Origin of the sequence: Methylobacterium organophilum, assembly GCF_022533465.1 — a bacterium.
In the GTDB taxonomy this organism is placed as follows: Bacteria; Pseudomonadota; Alphaproteobacteria; order Rhizobiales; family Beijerinckiaceae; genus Methylobacterium; species Methylobacterium organophilum.
Genome location: NZ_CP092848.1, coordinates 5,172,204 through 5,190,519, shown reverse-complemented (window position 1 = coordinate 5,190,519; position 18,316 = coordinate 5,172,204). Strand labels below are relative to the sequence as shown.

Annotated in this window: 17 protein-coding genes; 7 read left to right on the top strand and 10 right to left on the bottom strand. The window is 68.9% G+C overall.

The window, feature by feature from the left end:
* The first annotated feature begins 3 nt into the window (after positions 1–3).
* Together MMB17_RS24585 and lpxB are read left to right on the top strand one after the other, a co-directional pair.
* Entirely contained in the window at positions 4–858 is an 855-nt protein-coding gene (locus MMB17_RS24585) for an LpxI family protein (protein ID WP_241100589.1), read from the top strand.
* Positions 855–2,015, top strand: a complete 1,161-nt coding sequence (gene lpxB / locus MMB17_RS24580; RefSeq protein ID WP_241100588.1) for a lipid-A-disaccharide synthase — start codon at positions 855–857, stop codon at positions 2,013–2,015. The genes MMB17_RS24585 and lpxB overlap by 4 nt, the downstream gene beginning before the upstream one ends.
* Before the next feature lie 70 nt (positions 2,016–2,085).
* Here lpxB and MMB17_RS24575 read toward each other — a convergent pair whose 3' ends face one another.
* Both MMB17_RS24575 and MMB17_RS24570 read right to left on the bottom strand, forming a co-directional pair.
* Positions 2,086–3,183, bottom strand: coding sequence for a helix-turn-helix transcriptional regulator (locus MMB17_RS24575; RefSeq protein ID WP_241100587.1), 1,098 nt, complete (start codon positions 3,181–3,183; stop codon positions 2,086–2,088).
* A gap of 169 nt (positions 3,184–3,352) precedes the next feature.
* Positions 3,353–4,567, bottom strand: a complete 1,215-nt coding sequence (locus MMB17_RS24570) for an NADP-dependent isocitrate dehydrogenase (RefSeq protein ID WP_238309979.1) — start codon at positions 4,565–4,567, stop codon at positions 3,353–3,355.
* Positions 4,568–4,838: 271 nt separating this feature from the next.
* Between MMB17_RS24570 and MMB17_RS24565 the strand changes: the two genes are divergently transcribed.
* Entirely contained in the window at positions 4,839–5,387 is a 549-nt protein-coding gene (locus MMB17_RS24565; protein WP_076643331.1) for a formaldehyde-activating enzyme, read from the top strand.
* Between the two features lie 70 nt (positions 5,388–5,457).
* A complete protein-coding gene (locus MMB17_RS24560; protein WP_241100586.1) occupies positions 5,458–6,195 on the top strand; it encodes an RNA methyltransferase in 738 nt (245 codons plus the stop codon).
* A gap of 2 nt (positions 6,196–6,197) precedes the next feature.
* Here MMB17_RS24560 and MMB17_RS24555 read toward each other — a convergent pair whose 3' ends face one another.
* Positions 6,198–6,377 (bottom strand): YegP family protein, encoded by a 180-nt coding sequence (locus MMB17_RS24555; RefSeq protein ID WP_238309981.1) that lies wholly within the window; start codon positions 6,375–6,377, stop codon positions 6,198–6,200.
* A gap of 396 nt (positions 6,378–6,773) precedes the next feature.
* Here MMB17_RS24555 and MMB17_RS24550 point away from each other — a divergent pair, with 396 nt between their 5' ends.
* Positions 6,774–7,955: a Hint domain-containing protein gene (locus MMB17_RS24550; protein WP_241100585.1), complete on the top strand. Its 1,182-nt coding sequence runs from the start codon at positions 6,774–6,776 to the stop codon at positions 7,953–7,955.
* A gap of 33 nt (positions 7,956–7,988) precedes the next feature.
* On the opposite strand, the gene MMB17_RS24545 is transcribed toward MMB17_RS24550, so the two are convergent.
* The 5 genes from MMB17_RS24545 to MMB17_RS24525 all read right to left on the bottom strand — a co-directional run bounded on the left by MMB17_RS24545 (position 7,989) and on the right by MMB17_RS24525 (position 13,427).
* Positions 7,989–8,825, bottom strand: coding sequence for an SDR family oxidoreductase (locus tag MMB17_RS24545; protein ID WP_241100584.1), 837 nt, complete (start codon positions 8,823–8,825; stop codon positions 7,989–7,991).
* Between the two features lie 34 nt (positions 8,826–8,859).
* Positions 8,860–9,039 carry a DUF1328 domain-containing protein gene (locus tag MMB17_RS24540; protein ID WP_238309984.1) on the bottom strand — a complete coding sequence of 60 codons (180 nt, stop codon included), beginning with the start codon at positions 9,037–9,039 and terminating at the stop codon, positions 8,860–8,862.
* Positions 9,040–9,141: 102 nt separating this feature from the next.
* Entirely contained in the window at positions 9,142–10,476 is a 1,335-nt protein-coding gene (locus MMB17_RS24535) for a chloride channel protein (RefSeq protein ID WP_241102290.1), read from the bottom strand.
* Positions 10,477–10,566: 90 nt separating this feature from the next.
* Positions 10,567–11,955 carry a deoxyribodipyrimidine photo-lyase gene (locus MMB17_RS24530; protein WP_241100583.1) on the bottom strand — a complete coding sequence of 463 codons (1,389 nt, stop codon included), beginning with the start codon at positions 11,953–11,955 and terminating at the stop codon, positions 10,567–10,569.
* Between the two features lie 380 nt (positions 11,956–12,335).
* Complete coding sequence (locus MMB17_RS24525; protein WP_241100582.1) at positions 12,336–13,427, bottom strand: TRAP transporter substrate-binding protein; 1,092 nt, start codon at positions 13,425–13,427, stop codon at positions 12,336–12,338.
* 146 nt (positions 13,428–13,573) lie between these two features.
* On the opposite strand from MMB17_RS24525, the gene MMB17_RS24520 reads away from it, so the two are divergent.
* Complete coding sequence (locus MMB17_RS24520; RefSeq protein ID WP_241100581.1) at positions 13,574–14,152, top strand: tyrosine phosphatase family protein; 579 nt, start codon at positions 13,574–13,576, stop codon at positions 14,150–14,152.
* Positions 14,153–14,171: 19 nt separating this feature from the next.
* Here the strand turns inward: MMB17_RS24520 and MMB17_RS24515 are convergent, their stop codons facing one another.
* Complete coding sequence (locus MMB17_RS24515) at positions 14,172–15,296, bottom strand: branched-chain amino acid ABC transporter substrate-binding protein (protein ID WP_241100580.1); 1,125 nt, start codon at positions 15,294–15,296, stop codon at positions 14,172–14,174.
* 253 nt (positions 15,297–15,549) lie between these two features.
* Complete coding sequence (locus MMB17_RS24510) at positions 15,550–16,716, bottom strand: polysaccharide biosynthesis/export family protein (protein ID WP_241100579.1); 1,167 nt, start codon at positions 16,714–16,716, stop codon at positions 15,550–15,552.
* Between the two features lie 263 nt (positions 16,717–16,979).
* On the opposite strand from MMB17_RS24510, the gene MMB17_RS24505 reads away from it, so the two are divergent.
* Positions 16,980–18,263: an alpha/beta fold hydrolase gene (locus MMB17_RS24505; RefSeq protein WP_241100578.1), complete on the top strand. Its 1,284-nt coding sequence runs from the start codon at positions 16,980–16,982 to the stop codon at positions 18,261–18,263.
* Positions 18,264–18,316 lie beyond the last annotated feature (53 nt).

Below are 18,316 nucleotides of genomic sequence, written 5' to 3'. Positions count from 1 at the left end.
GCCGTGGCGGCGCCGGCGCGCGCGGACGCCATCGCCCTCATCGCGGGGGCCGGACGGCTGCCGCAGCTCGTCGCGGATTCCCTCGACCGGGCGGGCCGCGCCTATCGCGTGCTGGCCGTGCGCGGCTTCGCGGAGCGGTCGATGCGGGCGCGGGCCGACGCCACCGTCGACCTTCTCGACATCCCCGGCGCCCTCGCCATCCTGAAGGATTGGGCGCCCGCGGGGATCGTGCCCGCGGGTAGCGTCGCCCGGCCGAACCCGGCGGCCCTCCTCAACGCCGCCCATGCCCTGCGCAACCGCGACATGCTCAAGGCCATTGCCGGGGGCGACGACCGGCTTCTGCGGGGCGTGCTCTCCCTCCTGGAGGAGAACGGCCATCGGGTGATGGGCGTGCACGAGGTCGCCCCCGATCTCCTGAGCCCGGAAGGGCGCCTGGGCCTCTACGCGCCCGATGCGGCGGCGGAGACCGCCATCGAGACGGGCCGGACGCTCCTCGCCAGCCTCTCGCCCTTCGACGTCGGGCAGGCGGCGGTGCTCGCCGGCGAGCGTGTCCTCGCCATCGAGGGGCCGGAGGGCACCGACCGGATGCTCGCTCGCGCCCGGCGCCTCGGGCGGCGCGCCTTCGGCTTCGGCCCGGCCACCCGGGCGAGCGTTCTCGTCAAGCTGCCGAAGCGCGGCCAGGACCTGCGGATCGACCTGCCGGCCATCGGCCCGCGCACCGTGCGCAACGCGGCGGCCGCGGGCTGCGTCGGCATCGCCATCGGGGCCGGCTACACGCTGGTCGTCGACCGACCCGAGACCGTGGCGGCGATCGACCGGCACGGCATGTTCCTGATCGGTTTGAAGGTCGATCCGTGACGCACCGGCGCATCTGGCTCGTGGCAGGCGAGGATTCCGGCGACCAGCTCGGCGCCAAGCTGATCCGCGCCCTGCGCGCCCTCTCCGACGGGCCACTCGCCTTCGGCGGCGTGGGCGGCGAGGCCATGGCGGCGGAGGGCTTCGCCTCGCTCTTCCCGATCGACGACGTGGCAGTGATGGGCTACCTGCCCGTGCTCGCCCGGGCCCGCACCCTGTTGCGGCGTATCCGCGAGACGGTCGAGGACGTGGTCGCGGCCAAGCCCGACGTGCTCGTCATCATCGACAGCCCCGGCTTCACCCACGCCGTTGCCTTACGCGTGCGCAAGAAGCTGCCGGATCTGCCGATCGTCGACTACGTCTCCCCGAGCGTCTGGGCCTGGCGGCCATGGCGTGCCAGGGGCATGCGCCCCTATATCGATCACGTGCTCGCCCTGCTGCCCTTCGAGCCCGAGGCCCATCGCCGCCTCGGTGGCCCACCCTGCAGCTATGTCGGCCACCCCCTGATCGAGCGCCTCGCCGACCTGCGCCCGACCCCAGAGGAGGAAGCGGTTCGCGCGGCCAAGCCCCCGACTCTGGTGGTGCTGCCGGGCTCCCGCCGCTCCGAGATCGAGCGGCTGATGCCGGTCTTCGGACAGACGCTCGCCGAGCTCGCCCGGCGCGCGGGTCCATTCGAGGCGGTGCTGCCCGCGGTCAGCCGCCACCGCGCCCTGATCGAGCGCCTGGCCCTGGCTTGGGAAAGGGCGCCGCGCATTGTCCATGGCGAGGCGGCCAAGCTCGCGGCCTTCCGCCGGGGGCGGGCGGCGCTCGCCGCCTCCGGCACCGTGACGCTGGAGCTCGCTTTGTCCGGCATGCCGATGGTGGTCGGCTACAAGGTCTCGCGGATCGAGGAGGTCGTCGCGCGCCGCCTGATCCAGGTCCCGACCATCGTGCTGCCGAACCTGATCCTCGGCGAGAATGCCATGCCGGAATTCGTGCAGGCGGAGTGCGAGCCGGGCCGACTCGTCCAGGCGCTGCTGCCGCTCCTCACTACCGGGCCGGCCCGCAACGCGCAGGTGAGGGCGCTCGCCCGTCTCGACGACCGCATGCGCTTGCCCGGTGACGAGGAGCCGAGCCGGGCCGCCGCGCGCATCGTGCTTTCGGCGACACGCGCACGCTGACGCCGAAAACACTGCCTGCTTCGACGCGCTTTCTTTCGCCGATCCGAGAACGACTTCGGCGGTGAGCGCTCTAGCGAGTCGGGTTCAATCCGGCGACGAGGCGGACGAGGTCGACCTGACCCTTGGCACCGGTCTTGGCGTAAGTGGCCTTGAGCTGCTTGCGCACGGTGTCCTCGCGGACGCCCTGGACCGCTGCGATCGTCTCGATACTCTTGCCCTCGCCGATGCCGCGGGCGACCCGCGCCTCCGCCGGGGTGAGGTCGAACAGCCCCTGAAGCAGGTCGGCTCCCGGCACCGAGGCCGGCAGCACCGGCACCAGGGTAAGCAGCACAGCGCTGCCGGAAAAGATGTCCTGGGCGGCCCCGCGGATCGGCACGAGATGGGCGACCATGGCCGGGTCGCCGTCGCTCTCGGGGATCGGGATCGAGCGGGCCACCCGCGCCCCGCCGGCCGCGAGCGCCCGCTCCAGCACCTCGTCGGCATCCGGATGGGACAGGCCGACGCGCTGGCGCCCGTCGCGCACCACCCGCGGGATCATCAGCTGGAGCTGCTCGTTGGCGGCCTGGATCCGGTTCTCGTGGGATAGGATCGCGGAGGGCAGGCCGACCAGGGCCAGCGCCTCCACCGCCGCCTGGACCAGGCGGAGCTGCAGCCGCGCCGAGAGCATCGCCGCCCGGCCGAGATGCGGGCGCAGCAGGTCGAGCACCTCCACCGCCGAACGCGGCACCGGGCCGTCGGCGAAGCGGCGCTCGATCGAGAAGACGAGGGTATCGCCGGTGGAGATGGGGAAAGCGGTGCCGGTGGCCCAGCCGAGCCCCCGCGGCCGCAGGAAGTCGCGTATGAAGATGTCCTCCTCGATCTCCCGAGGGGTGTAGACGTCTTCTTCCAGCAAGAAGCCCGGATGCTGCTTGGACAGGAGCCGCCCGGTCCGCTGGTTGATATCCGCCCAGCCGCCCTCGGCGAATTCCCGCATGAAACCGTCGAGACTGGCGGAATTCAGGGAGCGCAGGTTGTGCAGATCGGAGGCGACGAACACCGTACCGACCCCGCCCGCGACGTCCGCCATCATATCGAGCACACCCGGCCAGCGCTCCGGCAGCACCGAGGCCTCATAGATTCGGTCGGTCATGGCCTCGTGGTCGAGGCTCTTGCCCAAGTAACTCAACACGCCTCCGAGATCCTTAACCGCACGACAGGAGATCTGGCACGAACAAGACGCGCCGTTCAATCCTTCGTTGCATTCCGTTCACTCGAAACGACGGAAATCGAGATCCGACCGAAAAAGCCGCCGGCCTTCGAGGCCGACGGCTGCGAGTCGCATGCGATCGGGTGGCCCGTCAGGCGCCCATCGCCACCTTGAGGTTCGAATCGACCTTGTCGAGGAAGCCCGTGGTCGAGAGCCACTTCTGGTCCGGCCCGACGAGGAGCGCGAGGTCCTTCGTCATGAAGCCCGACTCGACGGTGTCGACGCAGACCTTCTCGAGCGTGCTCGCGAAGGTCGCCAGATCGCCGTTGCCGTCGAGCTTGGCCCGGTGGGACAGGCCGCGGGTCCAGGCGAAGATCGAGGCGATGGAGTTGGTCGAGGTCTCCTTGCCCTTCTGATGCTCGCGGTAGTGGCGCGTCACGGTGCCGTGGGCGGCCTCGGCCTCCACGGTCTGGCCGTCCGGCGTCATCAGCACCGAGGTCATCAGGCCGAGCGAGCCGAAGCCCTGGGCCGCCGTGTCGGACTGCACGTCGCCGTCGTAGTTCTTGCAGGCCCAGACATAGCCGCCCGACCACTTGAGGCAGGAGGCGACCATGTCGTCGATCAGGCGGTGCTCGTAGGTCAGCCCGAGGGACTGGAACTTCGACTTGAACTCCTCGTCGTAGACCTTCTGGAACAGGTCCTTGAAGCGGCCGTCATAGGCCTTGAGGATGGTGTTCTTGGTCGACAGATAGACCGGGTACTTGCGAGCGAGGCCGTAGTTCATCGAGGCACGGGCGAAGTCGATGATCGACTGGTCGAGGTTGTACATCGACATCGCGACGCCGGCCTCGGGGAACTTGAACACTTCTTTCTCAATGACGGTGCCATCGTCACCCTCGAACTTGATGGTCAGCCGGCCCTTGCCGGGCACCTTGAAGTCGGTGGCGCGGTACTGGTCGCCATAGGCGTGGCGGCCAATCACGAAGGGCTGCGTCCAGCCGGGCACCAGGCGCGGCACGTTCTTGCAGATGATCGGCTCGCGGAAGATAACGCCGCCGAGGATGTTGCGGATCGTGCCGTTGGGCGACTTCCACATCTCCTTGAGGTTGAATTCCTTCACCCGGGCCTCGTCCGGGGTGATGGTGGCGCATTTCACGCCGACGCCGTGGCGCTTGATCGCTTCCGCCGCGTCGACCGTCACCTTGTCGTTGGTGGCGTCGCGGTGCTCCACGCCGAGGTCATAATACTCGAGGTCGAGGTCGAGATAGGGGTGGATCAGCTTGTTCTTGATCTCCGCCCAGATGATCCGGGTCATCTCGTCGCCATCCAGCTCGACGACCGGGTTGGCCACCTTGATCTTCGCCATGTCGCTTCCTCGCGTCCCTTATTCTCGCTCGCGCGCCGGCTCCCGCCGCCCGCGACCTGCCGTCAAGCCGGATCGCCGCCCGCTATAACGCGCTGCAGCATCCCGACAAAGCCGTGGCCGGGCGGGCCGCTTTCGCTTGCGCCCGCCTGTCACCCCTCGCCCCGCGCTTTCCAAGCGAAACCCGTGCAACCCCGCCCCCCGCCGGAGCGGGTGGACAAACCAGCCTCCGACAGCACTTTCGCCCCCGGAAACGAAAGCCCAAGGAGACACCATGAGCGACCGCATCATCCTGCGCGCCGGCGAGGCCCTCGTCGCCGGCGGCCCGCCCAACACCGCCTCCGAGCCGGAAGTGATCATCGGCGAGCTCGACGGGCCGGTCGGCACCGCGCTGGCCACCCTGACCGGCGATCAGGTCGTCGGCCATTCCCGCGTCTTCGCGCTCCTCAACACCGACATCATGGTCCGCCCGGTGACGCTCTGCGTCTCCAAGGTGAGCGTGACCGAGAACAAGTACACCTCGATTCTGATGGGCACGGTGCAGTACGCCATCGCGAACGGCGTGCTCGACGCCGTCCGGGCCGGCTACATCCCCAAGGAGAAGGCCAACGATCTCGGCATCATCTGCTCGGTCTGGCTGAGCCCCGGCGTGATCCAGGCCGAGACCGTCGACCACAAGGCGCTGTTCGAGATCCAGCGCAAGGGTATGACCGAGGCGATCCGCAAGGCCATGACCAACGAGCCCTCGATCGACTGGCTCCTCGAGAACCAGGACAAGATCGTGCACAAGTACTACCAGATGGGCATCGACGGTAAGATCTGAGGCGGGATCGGCGCCCTCGGCGGGGCCGGGGGCGCTTTTCGGCTCAGGCGCGACATGCGAGAGGGGGCGCATGAGCGCCCCCGTCGTCATCCTGGTCGAGCCGCAACTCGCCGAGAACATCGGCATGACCGCCCGCGCGATGGCGAATTTCGGGCTGTCGGAGCTGCGCCTCGTCGCCCCCAAGAACGGATGGCCGAAGAAGGGCGTCCGGGAGGCGGCCTCGGGCGCCACCTTCGTCCTCGACGACGCCAAGGTCTATGCCACCGTGCCGGAGGCCATCGCCGGCCTGAACTACGTGCTCGCCACCACCGCGCGCGAGCGGGGCCAGATGAAAAGGGTCTACGGGCCCGACGAGGCCATGGCCGACGTGGCGACCCGGATCGGAGGCGGGCAGGGCGTCGGGCTGATGTTCGGCCGCGAACGGGTCGGCCTGACGAACGACGAGGTGTCCTTCGCGGACGCGATCGTGACCTTCCCGGTGACGGAGGCCTTTCCCTCCCTCAACCTCGCCCAGGCCGTCCTGCTCATGGCCTATGAATGGCGCCGGGCGGCCGGACTCGCGAGCCGGCGCTTCTCCGGCGAGATGCTGTCGCCGCCGGCCCCGCGGGAGGCGCTGCTCTCCCTCTTCGCGAGCCTGGAAGAGACCCTCGACGGAGCGGGCTTCTATCCGCCGGAGAAGAAGGCGGTGATCGCGCGCAACATGCGCGACATGCTCCACCGCATGGCCATGACGGAGCAGGACGTGCGCACCTTCCGCGGCGCCCTCAAAGCCCTGTCCCGCCGCATCGACCGGGGAGACCGAGCCTGAGATCAGCGGCGGCGCAGCTCCTCGGAGGCCAGTGCGACCGCGCGGGCGAATTCGGCCGCGGCCGCGCGGGCCTGGATCGGGCTCGGATAGCCGGCCTCCGAGCGCGCGATCGGGATCGCGTCGCCGAGATAAAGGGACCAGGCCCAGTGCCCCGGAGAATTTTCTCGGACTTCGAACCGCATGCTCGCCTCCGTGATCCGCGGACCTCCTCGCGGTGCAGAACGGGCGAGCCTTGCAAACGGATGACCGCCGCCGGCTAAGGACGGCACTTGCCCTCGCTATCCTCGTTTTCCACAAGCCTGGGAAGGGAACTGAGACACGGATCGCAGGAATTGCGCACAGAATTACAACCCACGATTTTGTGATCGCTGTTTCGTCATTTCTCCCGCCGGCGACGTCCCTTCGGAGCCGGCCGTGTCCTCCGCGCCACCTCGCGAACTTTCTTAACTGTCATGCTGGACGCTCGGAAATGGGCGTCCCGATCCCGAGCCGGAAGACACCACCGGCCGGCTGTCGGAGCCAGGCGTCCACGCGAAGGACCACTTCGGATGACGGGCGGTCCATCAAGAGGGGGCGGGATGGCCACCGATTACATGCTCGAAGGCCCCAAATGGGGCGGCTCCGCGGACGGGACCCCGGGTGGCACCGTCACCTACGCCTTCGACTCCTCGGTGCCGACCACCTTCTACAACGACATCCGCACGTCCCTCGGCAATTGGTCGAGCTACGGCAACATCCAGTTCCAGCAGGCGGGCTCGACCTCGGACGCCGACATCGTTTTCCATGAGGCGCCGCTCACGGCCGCCAACGGCTCCCCCGACGGGCCGGGCAACACGCTCGGAATCACCAACTACTCGTACTACACCTCCGGCAGCGCGAGCGGGACCTTCGTGCCCGGCGTCACGGTCACCTTCGATTCCGCGGAAGGCTGGACGCTCTCGGGCGACGGCCACGTGACGAGCGCGAGCGGCGTCCGGCTCGACCTGCTATCGACTCACGAAGTCGGTCACGCGATCGGCCTCGACCATTACGATGCCACGCCCGCGGTCATGAATTCGGTCTATAGCAGGACCGGGTTGACGAGTTCGGACATCCACGGCGTGCAAGCCCTCTACGGCGCGGCGGTGCTCTGCTTCGCCGGCGGGACAGCGATCCGCACGGCCCGCGGCGCCGTCGCGGTCGAGGATCTCCGCGTCGGCGACCGGGCCGTCACCGCCTCCGGAGCGCTGCGCCGGGTCACCTGGATCGGACATCGCACGATCCACTGCCGGATGCAGGCCCTTCCCTCGGAGAGCTGGCCGGTGCGGATCCGCCGGGACGCCTTCGGCCCGGGCCTGCCCGTCAAGGACCTCTTCCTCTCTCCCGGCCACCCGGTGCTGGTCGGGCAGGATGCGGACGGGGAGGGCGGCGTCCTCGTGCCCGTCATGTCCCTCATCAACGGAACCACCATCGCCCGCACACGCCGGGATCGCGTCACCTACTGGCACGTCGCCCTAGAGGAGCACGACATCCTGCTCGCGGAGGGCCTGCCGGCAGAGAGCTTCTTCGATCTCGGCCAGCGGGCTTGGTTCACCGGACACGAAGAGGGCGGCCTGCTCGATCCCGACATGGCCCTGGTCGGCGGCTCGCGCTGCCGCCGGGTTGCTGTCGACGGTCCGCTGGTCGAAGCCGAAAGACGGCGCCTCGACGCCGTCTTCGCGGAGAGCCTCGCCGCCCATTGCGGCTGGCCCTCGGAGGGCGCGCTCTGGCGTGCGGCCTGACCGGACGCGCGGCACTCCCCGCCGGCGCCGCCGTCAGGCCAAGCCAATCTGCTTCAAGCTCAGCTCCCAGACACGCTCCTGCAGGGCCTCGTCGCGGCTCGTCCGCGAGGATCTCTGTTCGCCACGGCGGGTGAAGTAGCGTCCGCTCACGCCCTCGAGCTCCGGCGCGCTGGCGGCGCGCAGGCTGTTCCGGGCGCCCTCGACCGGCGTGATCATCAACGGCTTGATCAAGCGCCAGCCGAAACCGAACAGCCCGCCGGCCTCGCTGGCGAAGCGGCTGGCCACCACGCCCGGATGAAGGGCGTTCACGGTCACCCCGCTGCCCGCCAGACGCCGGGCCAAGGCATAGGTGAAGAGGACGTTACCGAGCTTGGCCTGGGAATAGTTCTTCATCGCGCCATAGGCGCGTTCACCGCCGAGATCGTCGAGGTCGATCACGCCCCGGCGATGTGCCTCGGAGGCGAGGTTGACGATGCGGGATGGCGCGCTCCGCTTCAGCAGGTCGAGCAGCTCCAGAGTCAGAAGCACATAGGCGAGGTGGTCAAGGGCCCAGGTCCGCTCGAGGCCGTCCTCGGTGAGTCGACGCTCGGAGAAGATCGCGCCGGCATTGTTCACGAGCACATGCAGGCACTCGTAGCGCGCCTGCACCTCGCCGGCGAGCCGGCGGACCTGCGCCTGCGCGGCGAGATCGGCGACGAAGACGTCCGCCTCCGCCCCCGTCTCCCTGCGGATGCGCTCGGCGATCGCCTCCGTCCGGCCGCGGTCGCGCCCGACGACCCCGACCCGCGCGCCCAGGCGCGCGAGGCCGAGCGCCGTCTCGGCGCCGATACCCGAAGAGGCGCCGGTGACGAGGCAGGTCCTGCCCCTCATCGCTCGGCCCTCCGGATCACCCGGCATGTCGGGCTCAGAACACCGCCTGCCCGATGGCGACGGCCACGATCACGATGATGATCGCGATGGCGAGGAAAAGGCCGAACAGGATGCGCGAGATCGAGCGCGCGCCCGACGCGATGCCGGTGAAGCCGAGGCCGCCGGCGATGATCGAGATCACGAAGGCGATCAGCGCCCATTTCAACAGCTTCATGTCGTCCATTCCTCATACGCCGGTTCGGCTCCAAAGACGCATCGTCGCGTCTCCGAAGCGTAGCGATAACCGCCGATCCTGGGAACGCGTTCCGTAGCTGCCTCATGCCGGCGAGGGCGGGTTCGCCTGCGCGCTGCGCAGCACGATGCCCCGGGCGAGCGCGTGGTAGAGCCCTTCCCGGCAGACCAGCTTCGAGACAGCATCCGCGATGAGCGCAGCGATCATCAGCGGAATCATCATGGCATGGTCCTGGGTCATCTCGGTGACGATGACGAAGGCGGTGATCGGCGCCTGCAGCACACCGGTGAGGTAGGCGACCATGCCGATCAGCACGAGCGCCCCGATCGGTAGGCCGGCGAAGAGCGGATGCAGCGCGGCACCGAGTCCCGCCCCGACCGCGAGGGAAGGGGCGAACAGCCCGCCGGGAATGCCGCTGATCGAGGACAGCACCGTCGCGGCGAGCTTCAGGGGGGCGAAGTCGAGCCGGGCGGCCTCCTCCCCGTGCAGGATGGCGCGGGCCTCCTCGTATCCCGTGCCGTAGATCGTTCCCCCCGAAGCCGCGCCGCAGAGGGCGACGCCGAGCCCGCACAGGGCGGCGAAGAGCACGGGCCGGCCGCCCGCGAGCGCGCCGAGCCGCCCGGGCAGGCCCGTGCCGAACAGGATCACGATGCGGCTGAACACACCGCCGAGCAGGCCGCCGAGAACTCCGATCACGGGCACGGCGAGCCAGCCGGCGGAGAGCGGCATCCGGGCGTCGGTCGTGCCGAAATACGTGTAGTCGCCGAGGATCGCGAGCGAGGTGAGGCCGGCGGCGATCACCGTGGCCACGATGAGCCCGCTCGACTTGCTCTCGAAGGAACGGGCAAGTTCCTCGATGCCGAAGACGATGCCGGCGAGCGGCGTGTTGAAGGCAGCGGCGACGCCCGCCGCCCCGCCGGCCAACAGAAGGCCGCGCATGCGCTCGGGCGTGAGGTGCCCGACCGCGGCCATGATCGCCGCGCCCACCTGCACGGTCGGCCCCTCGCGGCCGATCGAGGCCCCGCACAGCAGGCCGAGGCACATCACCACGATCTTGCCGAAGGCGACCCGCAGCGAGACCAGGGAATGCCGCAGCGCCGGCGCGTCGATGGCCCGGGCAGCGATCACCTGCGGGATGCCCGACCCCTGCGCGTTCGGGAAGACGGTGCGGGCAAGCCAGGCGGCGAGCGCGAAACCCGCGGGCGCGAGGAGGAAGGGGATCCAGGGCCAAGCGTCCCGCATCTGCCGGAACAGGCCCTGCGCCCCATCGGCGAGCTTCGCCATCACCACCGCCGCCAAGCCGACGCAGAGGCCGCCGAACAGGAAGAGCAGGCGGTGGCGCCAGGTGGGATAGGCGGCGCGGGAGGCCTGCGCCAGCCGGGCAAGGGGCCGTCGCAGGGACGGGGAGGGCAGCGGCATGGTCTCGGATTGATGGAGGGGAACGGTGGAGGCCTTCGAGAACCTCACGATCTCATCAAGCGTGGCCGGCGCAAGCGCGAATCATGCCGCTCAGCCCTCCACCTTGCAAAGTCTGTCGACCGCCGCCCCGTAAGACTTGGCATCGAACTTCCTGAGGGAGTTCTCGCTTTGGTAGCGGACCGTGCCGAAGATCGGGCGCTTCTTCCAGGGCCGATCGTGCAGACCATAGATCCAGGCGACGTTGGTGAAGGAGTTCGCGTCGCGCCCATCGAGGAAGTAGCGGTTGTTGATCCGCAGGGTGGTCGCGAAGCCCTCCTCCGGCGAAGGGGACCATTCGAGGATCTTCTTGCCCCAGTACATCCGCAGCTGGTTGTGCATGTAGCCGGTCACACGCATCTCGCGCATGGCCACGTTCCAGTAATGGTCGTGCGTTTCGCCGGCCGTCAGCTCGGCCTCGGAATAGGTCCTGGGACGCGGATCGTCCGCATGCTCGGCCAGCGTCTTGCGCGCCCATTCGGGGATCGCCGTTTCGTAGCGGTCGTAGCCTTGTGTGAAGAACACGTGGTTCATCGCCAGCTCACGGCGGACGATCAGCTCCTCCAGATAGGCCGAGCGGTCGTCCTTCGACGCCGCCTTCGCCCTGGCGACGGCGAGCGCGATCTCGACCGGTGAGAGCTGCCCGAAATGCAGGTAGGGACTCATATGCGAGGCCGCGCCGGCCTCGGGCTTGTTGCGACCGGCGCCGTAGCCCGCGAAGGCGTTGTTCAGGAAAGCCCCGAGGCGCTTCAGCCCCTCCTTGCGGCCGCCGGAAAAGCGTTTGACCGGCCCGACGCCGGTGTCGAGATGCATCCGCCCGAGCAGCGTGTCGGGATCGGAGACATCGATCTCGCTCTCGAGCCTCAGCCCGTCGGCCCGATGCGCGACGATGCGTGGCTTCACCGGGTCAAGGTAATCGTCCCAGAGCCGTTGCAGCTTCGGGCGGAGGGTGCGGGCGGCGTATTCGTGCTTGGCCGAGACCGTCTCGACGGGCACGACGACGTCGCCCTCGACCTGGAGGATCCGGCAAGCAGCCCGATTGACGATCGTCTCGTACCAGCGCCGCTGGATGGTGAGATAGCCGCGGTCGAGGACGAGGAGCTTCGCCTTCTCCGCGAGTGAGAGGGCCACCTCGGCGGGCGTCGCCTTGCGCACCACGAAACCGATACCGCGCTCCTTCAGCCCCGCAGCGCATTCGGACAGGCCCTGCAGCAGGAAGGCGTAGTGCCGCGCCGTCGCCTCGGGGAAGCCGCTCTTCCCGTCGAGCAGGCCGTAACAGGCGACCACGGGACAGCCGAGGCGGTTCGCCTCCTCGATGGCGAGTTCGAGAGCGGGGTTGAACGCCGCACGGCAGGATTGCTGGAGGAGGTAGAGCACATAGGCGCCCTCCGACCGCGGCTCCGCTTCCTTGAGAACCCTGATTCGTTCGCGCTGGATCGCCATGCTCGTCCGTTCCGAAGATTGCCGGAGGGAAAGCTAGGGCAGCCGAGGCGCCACGCCGACCGGTTTTCGAAAACCCAATCGAAGCGTGAAAACTGAGGCATGGAAAGATCTTAACCGCGCCACTATTCGCGTATGCCCTGCAAAGATTGACGATCGGCCAACCGGAAGCTCTGCGACATTTTGGATACAGACGTGCACCCGTGTGCGCCGGCGCACGAGAAATGTCAGTGATCCTGTCCCAAACCGCTTGCAATTTCCCGACGAGGGATCAGATTGTGCATTGCGAGATCACGATGGCGTCGCGGTCTCGCTGCCCTCCTTGGGCGTTTCCTCCCTAGACTTCGGGCCGCTCCTCGGGGCGGCTTTTTTTTGCCTTCAGGTCAGCCGCGGGCGCGGGCGCGGATCATGAAGTTGTCGTAGGTGTACTCCGCGACCTGGAACCAGAGATATTCCTCGTTCCGGAAGGTCTTCATCGCCTCGTAGACACGCTTGAAGTCCGGGCTCTTGCCGGAGATCTCCCCGTAGACGTCGTTGGCGTTCTTCAGTGCTGCCTCCATCACATCCTGAGGGAAGGGGCGCAGCTGTGCGCCGCCGGCCACGAGCCGGCGCAGGGCCTGCGGATTGCGCGCGTCGTACTTCGCCTGCATCTCCGCGCCGGCCTGGGCTGCGGCCGCTTCGAGGACGGCGCGGTATCCCTTGGGCAGGGCCTTCCATTTCTCGGCATTGAACCAGAAATGCATGAGCGCACCGCCCTCCCAGAAGCCGGGATAGTGGTAGATCGGCGCGACCTTCTGCAGGCCGAGCTTCTCGTCGTCATGCGGGCCAATCCATTCGGCGGCGTCGAGCGCCTTCGATTCGAGCGCCCCAAAGATCTCCGCACCAGGCGTCGTCTGCGGCTGGACGCCGAATTTGGCGAGCACCTGGCCGCCCAGGCCGGCAACGCGGAACTTGAGGCCCTGGAGGTCAGCGAGGCTCTTCACCTCCTTGCGGAACCAGCCGCCCATCTGCGCGCCGGTATTGCCGCCGGGCAGGGAGGCCAACCCGTGCTTGGCGAAGATCTCGGAGAAGAGCTCCGCCGCGCCGCCCTGGCGCCACCAGGCGTTCTGGCCGCGGGCATTGAGGCCGAAGGGCATCGCGGTGGCTAGGGCGAAGACCGGGTCCTTGCCCAGGCCGAGGGTCGCGGGCCCATGCCCCATCTCGACCTTACCCGAGCCGACCGCGTCGAGAAGCTGCTCGGCGGGCACGCTTTCGCCGACGCCTGCCGGCTGGATCTGGAAGCGGCCGTCCGTCGCCTCGGTCACGATCCGGGCGAAGGTCTCGGTGGCGCCGAACAGGATGTCGAGGCTCTTCGGATAGGCGGAGGAGAGTCGCCAGCGCAGCTCCGGAGCGCCCTGCGCGATCGCCGGAGCGGGGAAGGTCGCGGCCGCGAGGCCCGCGGTAAGAAGGGCGCGCCGTCCAAGCGACTCAGCCATCGAGCGTCTCAGCCATGCGGTTCCATTCGTCGAAGAGCCGATTCCCGGGGGCGGGCCTCGGCGTCGCGAGGCATATACGCTCGAACCCGGGCTGAGGAAGCCTCCTACGGCTTCGCCGCCGCGCCGGCCTGTGCTAGCGCAGCCCCGTGAACACCTCCGCCATCACCCTCCACACCGTCTGCGGCCTGGACGAACTCGTCGAACACGAGGCGCGGGGCGTGAGCCACGTGCTCTCGATTCTCGATCCTGACACGCCGGACCCGACCGCCTTCACCGCCTACGGAACGCACAAGCGCACGGTGCTGCGCTTCCACGACGCGATCGAGCCGGGACCGGACGTGGTGCTGCCGGAGCGGGAGCATGTCGCCGCGATCCTCGATTTCGGCCGCGCGGTGGCGGAAGAGGGGGCACAGGACGCCCATATCCTCGTCCACTGCCATGTCGGCATCTCCCGCTCGACCGCGGCCCTGCTCACGCTATTCGCCCAGGCCGAGCCGGAAACCTCCGCAGAGGCGCTGGTGGCGCGGCTGCACGCGCAGCGGGAGAAGGCCTGGCCGAATGCCCGCCTGGTGGGCTTCGCCGACGCGATGCTCGGGCGGGAGGGAAGCCTGATCGAGGCGACGCGGCAGCTCCACGCGCTGCAACTGCGCAAGCGCCCGCATCTCGAGCCGCTGATGCGCGACCTGAAGCGCGGCGCGGAGATCGACGCGGCGCTGCGCGGCTGAGGCGCGCCTCCGCCTGCCTTCAATTGGACTTGGCGGGGGTGAAGGCGCCGTTCTGCCAGACGTAGAGCACGTAGCCTTGGGCGGTGACGTCGCCCTTGGCATCGAAGCCGACCGCGCCGAGCACGAGGTCGAAGCGCTCCGTGTGCAGGGTGCGGGCGATCTTCGGAGCCTCCAGGGAATGGGCGAAGTTCGCGGCCTCCACCAGGGCCTGGAGCGCCGCGTAGCCGTAGATCATCGAGCCGTCCGGCTCGATGCCCTGTCCCTTGAAGGCGGCGACCACGCCCTGCGCCTCCGGCTTGCGGCTCGGATCGAGGTAGAAGGTCATCAGCACGCCGTTGCTGGCGCCCCCGGCGATCTTGGCAAACTCCGGTGTGGCGATGGCCGAGGTGCCGAACCATTGCGGCTTGTAGCCCCGCTCGGCCGCGATCCGCACCAGACGGCCCATCTCCTGGGCGTCGCCGCCATAATAGACCACGTCGAGGCCGGCGCTCTTCAGCCGGTCGGCCAGCGCTGCGTCGTCGGCGTCGCTCGGCTGGAAGGCCGCGAACAAGGCCTCGTTCACGCCGATCCGGTTGAGATTGTCCTTGGTCGCCGCGGCGAGGGTGCGGGCGGCCGGGGAAGGATCGTAGAGGATGGCGATCTTGCGGTCGCGGAACCGCTCCGCCAGCACCGCCGCGGAGAGCCGGGCCTGGTCGTCGTCGCGGCCGCAGACGCGGAAGATCGTCGGAAGCCCGCGGTCGGTGAGTTTGGCCGCCACGGAGGCCGCCGAAATCATCACGACGCCGTTGGCCGCGTAGATGTCGGAGGCCGTCAGCGAGGCGTTGGAGCAGACATGCCCGACGACGAGGCGGACATTGGCCTGGACGTAATGGTTGGCGACCGCCGTGGCCTGGTTGGAGTCGCAGGCATCGTCCTGCACGTCCAGGACGATGGTCTCGCCGTTCATGCCGCCCTTGGCATTGGCATCGCGCGCCGCCGCCTGGACCCCGCGCAGCACCTGCTCGCCGACGCCGACATAAGGGCCGGACCGCGGCACGGCCACGCCGACCACGATATCCGCCCGGGCTGCAACGGGCAGGCAGGCCGCGGACAGAGCGAACAGGAATGCGGCGAGCGGCGCGCGCGGCAGGCGTGTAGCGGTCATCCCGCCCCCTATAACGCCTGAAGCGGCCCGTCCAAGTCTCCGCGTCTCGAGTCGTGCGATGGAGAACACGTGGTTGCTCGCGAAGGCGACCTCCGCACGGCCCTCGGTCGCCGCGGGGGCACGGCGCCGCCGATTCGTGCCGCCCACGGCAGCCATGCCGCCGCCATGGAAGACGCGGGGTGCCCAGCTTGGCAAGCCGTGGCGACGACGTGCGACCCTCGGTCCAGACGTTTCGAGAGGCAGCGGCCTCTGCCTACCGCACGGCGGTTGCGATGCCGGCGCCTGCGGCGACGGGGGATGTGACGGTCGAGAAGACGGAAAGGACCTTCTGGAGTTCGACCAGGGGGGCGTTGGAGACGTAGATCAGGTCGCGGTTGCGCATGCGGAAGGCCTGCTGCAGGAACAGGCTGTTGGGGTCGCGCATGTTGAAGCGGTAGACCACCGGCACGAGCTTGGCGTTGAGCAGGGGCGAGCGCGGGCGGATCCGGCGCACCAGCGAGGCCGGCTCGAAGCGGAAGATGAAGGCGCCTTCCGGATCGGCGGCGAAGGTGGAGAGCCCCGAGGCCCGGGCCAGCGCCTGGGCGAGGGAGATGCCCTCGGCCCGGAACTCGATCTCGGTGGTGTTGCCGAGCGCGCCCACCGCCAGCACCGTCTGCGGATCGCGCACCAGCGTCAGCGTGTCGCCCGGGCGCAGGTAGATGTTCTCGCGCGGGTTGGCCACCACCGCCGAGAGCGGCACCGTCACCGTGGTGCCGTTGCGCGACAGGCGCACGAACACCTCGTGCACCGGCGCGCGGGTGCCCCCGGCCGAGGCCAGCACGTCGAGCAGCCGGTCGCCCTTCTGCGAGAGCGGGATGCGCGCCCCGGCCACCACCTCGCCGTTGACGGTCACGCTCTGCGACAGGGGCCGCGACACGCTCACCAGAACCTGCGGCTGGATCGCCTTGCCGGACAGCTCGTTCTCGATCAGCGTCTGCACGTCCTGGGCGCGCCGGCCCGCCACCGGGATGCGCCCGGCATAGGGCACCGAGATCGTCCCGTCGCGCGCCACCGGCTGGTCCGGGATCATCGCCGACTTGGAGCCCGCCGAGAACCGGTCGGCCACCAGCGGGCCGGAGAACAGACCGCCCGAGCCCGCCTCCCAGATCTGCACCGAGACGGAATCGCCCACCCCGATCAGCGGCTCGGGCGCACCGCGATTGTCCCCGAAGGTCGAGAGCAGGCTGTCGAGCGGGCGCGCCCGCAGGGCCTCCACCACCGAGGCATCCACGTCCACGATCTCGTAACGCGCGAACAGACCCTCGCTCGTGGCAATGTCCGCCCCCTCAACGACCGCGCTCGTCGTCGGCCCAGAAGCCGGGAGCACCGAACACCCGGACACCGCGAGGGCGGTGACCAGGAGAAATGGGATCGCGCGCATCCAGGCTCGCCTGTGGTTGCTCTTTGGTTCCGTGCCTAGCTCAAAGGCACGGCACTGTCCGTGGCGGGTGGGACACAGTCCCTCGGAGAGCCCTGCCGTCTGCCGGCCGTCCCCGCTGACCACAGGAGGCGATGTCGTTCAGGAATTATTGATGTTTCTTTGTGCTAAGCGTGCGGATGTGTTGCTGAAGATTGCGTTGCGATCTTCGGCAACGGGAGATACTGCCTTTACATGTCGCCGGGGCGGGCGCGTGGGCTGAGAGCATGCAGAAAGCAATCGGCTACACGCCTCCGCATCTTGCGGATCCGCGCCCCGGTCGCGTTTGCCGACGCAGGGTCTTCTACCTGCCGGGCTACGACCCAGAGGCCCGCACCCGCTACCGCCTCCTCTTCGTCCGCGAGCTCAGCCGCCGCGCCAAACGCTTCGGCGAGCCCAAGCCGGAGATCGGCCCGGCGAAGCTGAGCGCGGACGGGCTCGTCCAGAGCTGGACGGTGAAGGCGGGTCCCTCCCTGGGCGATACGCAGACCCGCTACGACGTGCTCCTCTGGGACGACATCGTCATGCGGGATTTCGCGCGCTCGAAATTCGCGAGCGCCGGGCTTCTGCTGGCCGGCATGCTGCACGCCCTCGCCGCCGGCAAGCTGTTCCAGTTCTACCGGCTGAACTGGAAATACGGGAACGTCATCGTCTACCCCTTCGTCATGCTCGCCGCGCTCGGCCTCGCAGCGGCGGGCCTCGTGGCCTTCGCCCACGGCCATCTCGGCAACGGGTACGACCACAGCCTCGGCCTGCCACCCTGGCTGTCGATCTCGCTCGGCATCGCCCTGGCGATCGGCGCCGTAAAGGCGGTCGAGGTCTTCCTGAATCGCATCTTCTTCTGGCAGCTCGTCAACGACTGGGTCTTCAACTGGCAGCATGGGCAGGGCTGGCGCCCCGATTACGAGCGCCGCCTCGACGTGTTCGCCGAGATCATCCTGGCCGAGATCGCAGCGGATCCGCAGGTCGACGAGATCCTGATCGTGGGCCATTCCACCGGCGGCCTGACCGCGGCGGAGTTGGCCGCCCGCATCCTCGCCCGCGATCCCGGGCTCGGCGGGGAGGGCAATCCCCCTCTGGCGCTCGCCACCCTCGGCTCGGCCCTGCCGCTCGTCGCCCTGCAGCCCCAGGCCGCGCGCCTGCGCGCCGAGATCGCAAGCCTCGTCGCCTCGCGGCGCCTCGTCTGGATCGACTACGCCGCGCCCCAGGACTGGATGAACTTTCCCGGCTTCAACCCCGCCTTCGACCTCGAAGCCCCCCGGGGCGGCCCCATCGCCAACCCGACGCTGCGCTCACCCTGCTTCAAGGACATCATCGACCCGGCGATCTATCCGAGGGTCCGCTGGCGCCCGTTCCGAATGCATTTCCAGTTCCTGATGGCCAATGACCGACCTGGAGAATACGACTTTTTCGCCATGGTTCTGGGGCCGCAGCGGCTGCGCGAACGCGCCTGCGCAACCAGCCTCGCCGCCTCGCCGAAGGCGGGCTCGCCCTTGACGGGCGCCGCTTGAGCTTATCTCCCCGGGCAGGATCAGGCTCCAGGGGAGGGTAGGTGGACGGGAAG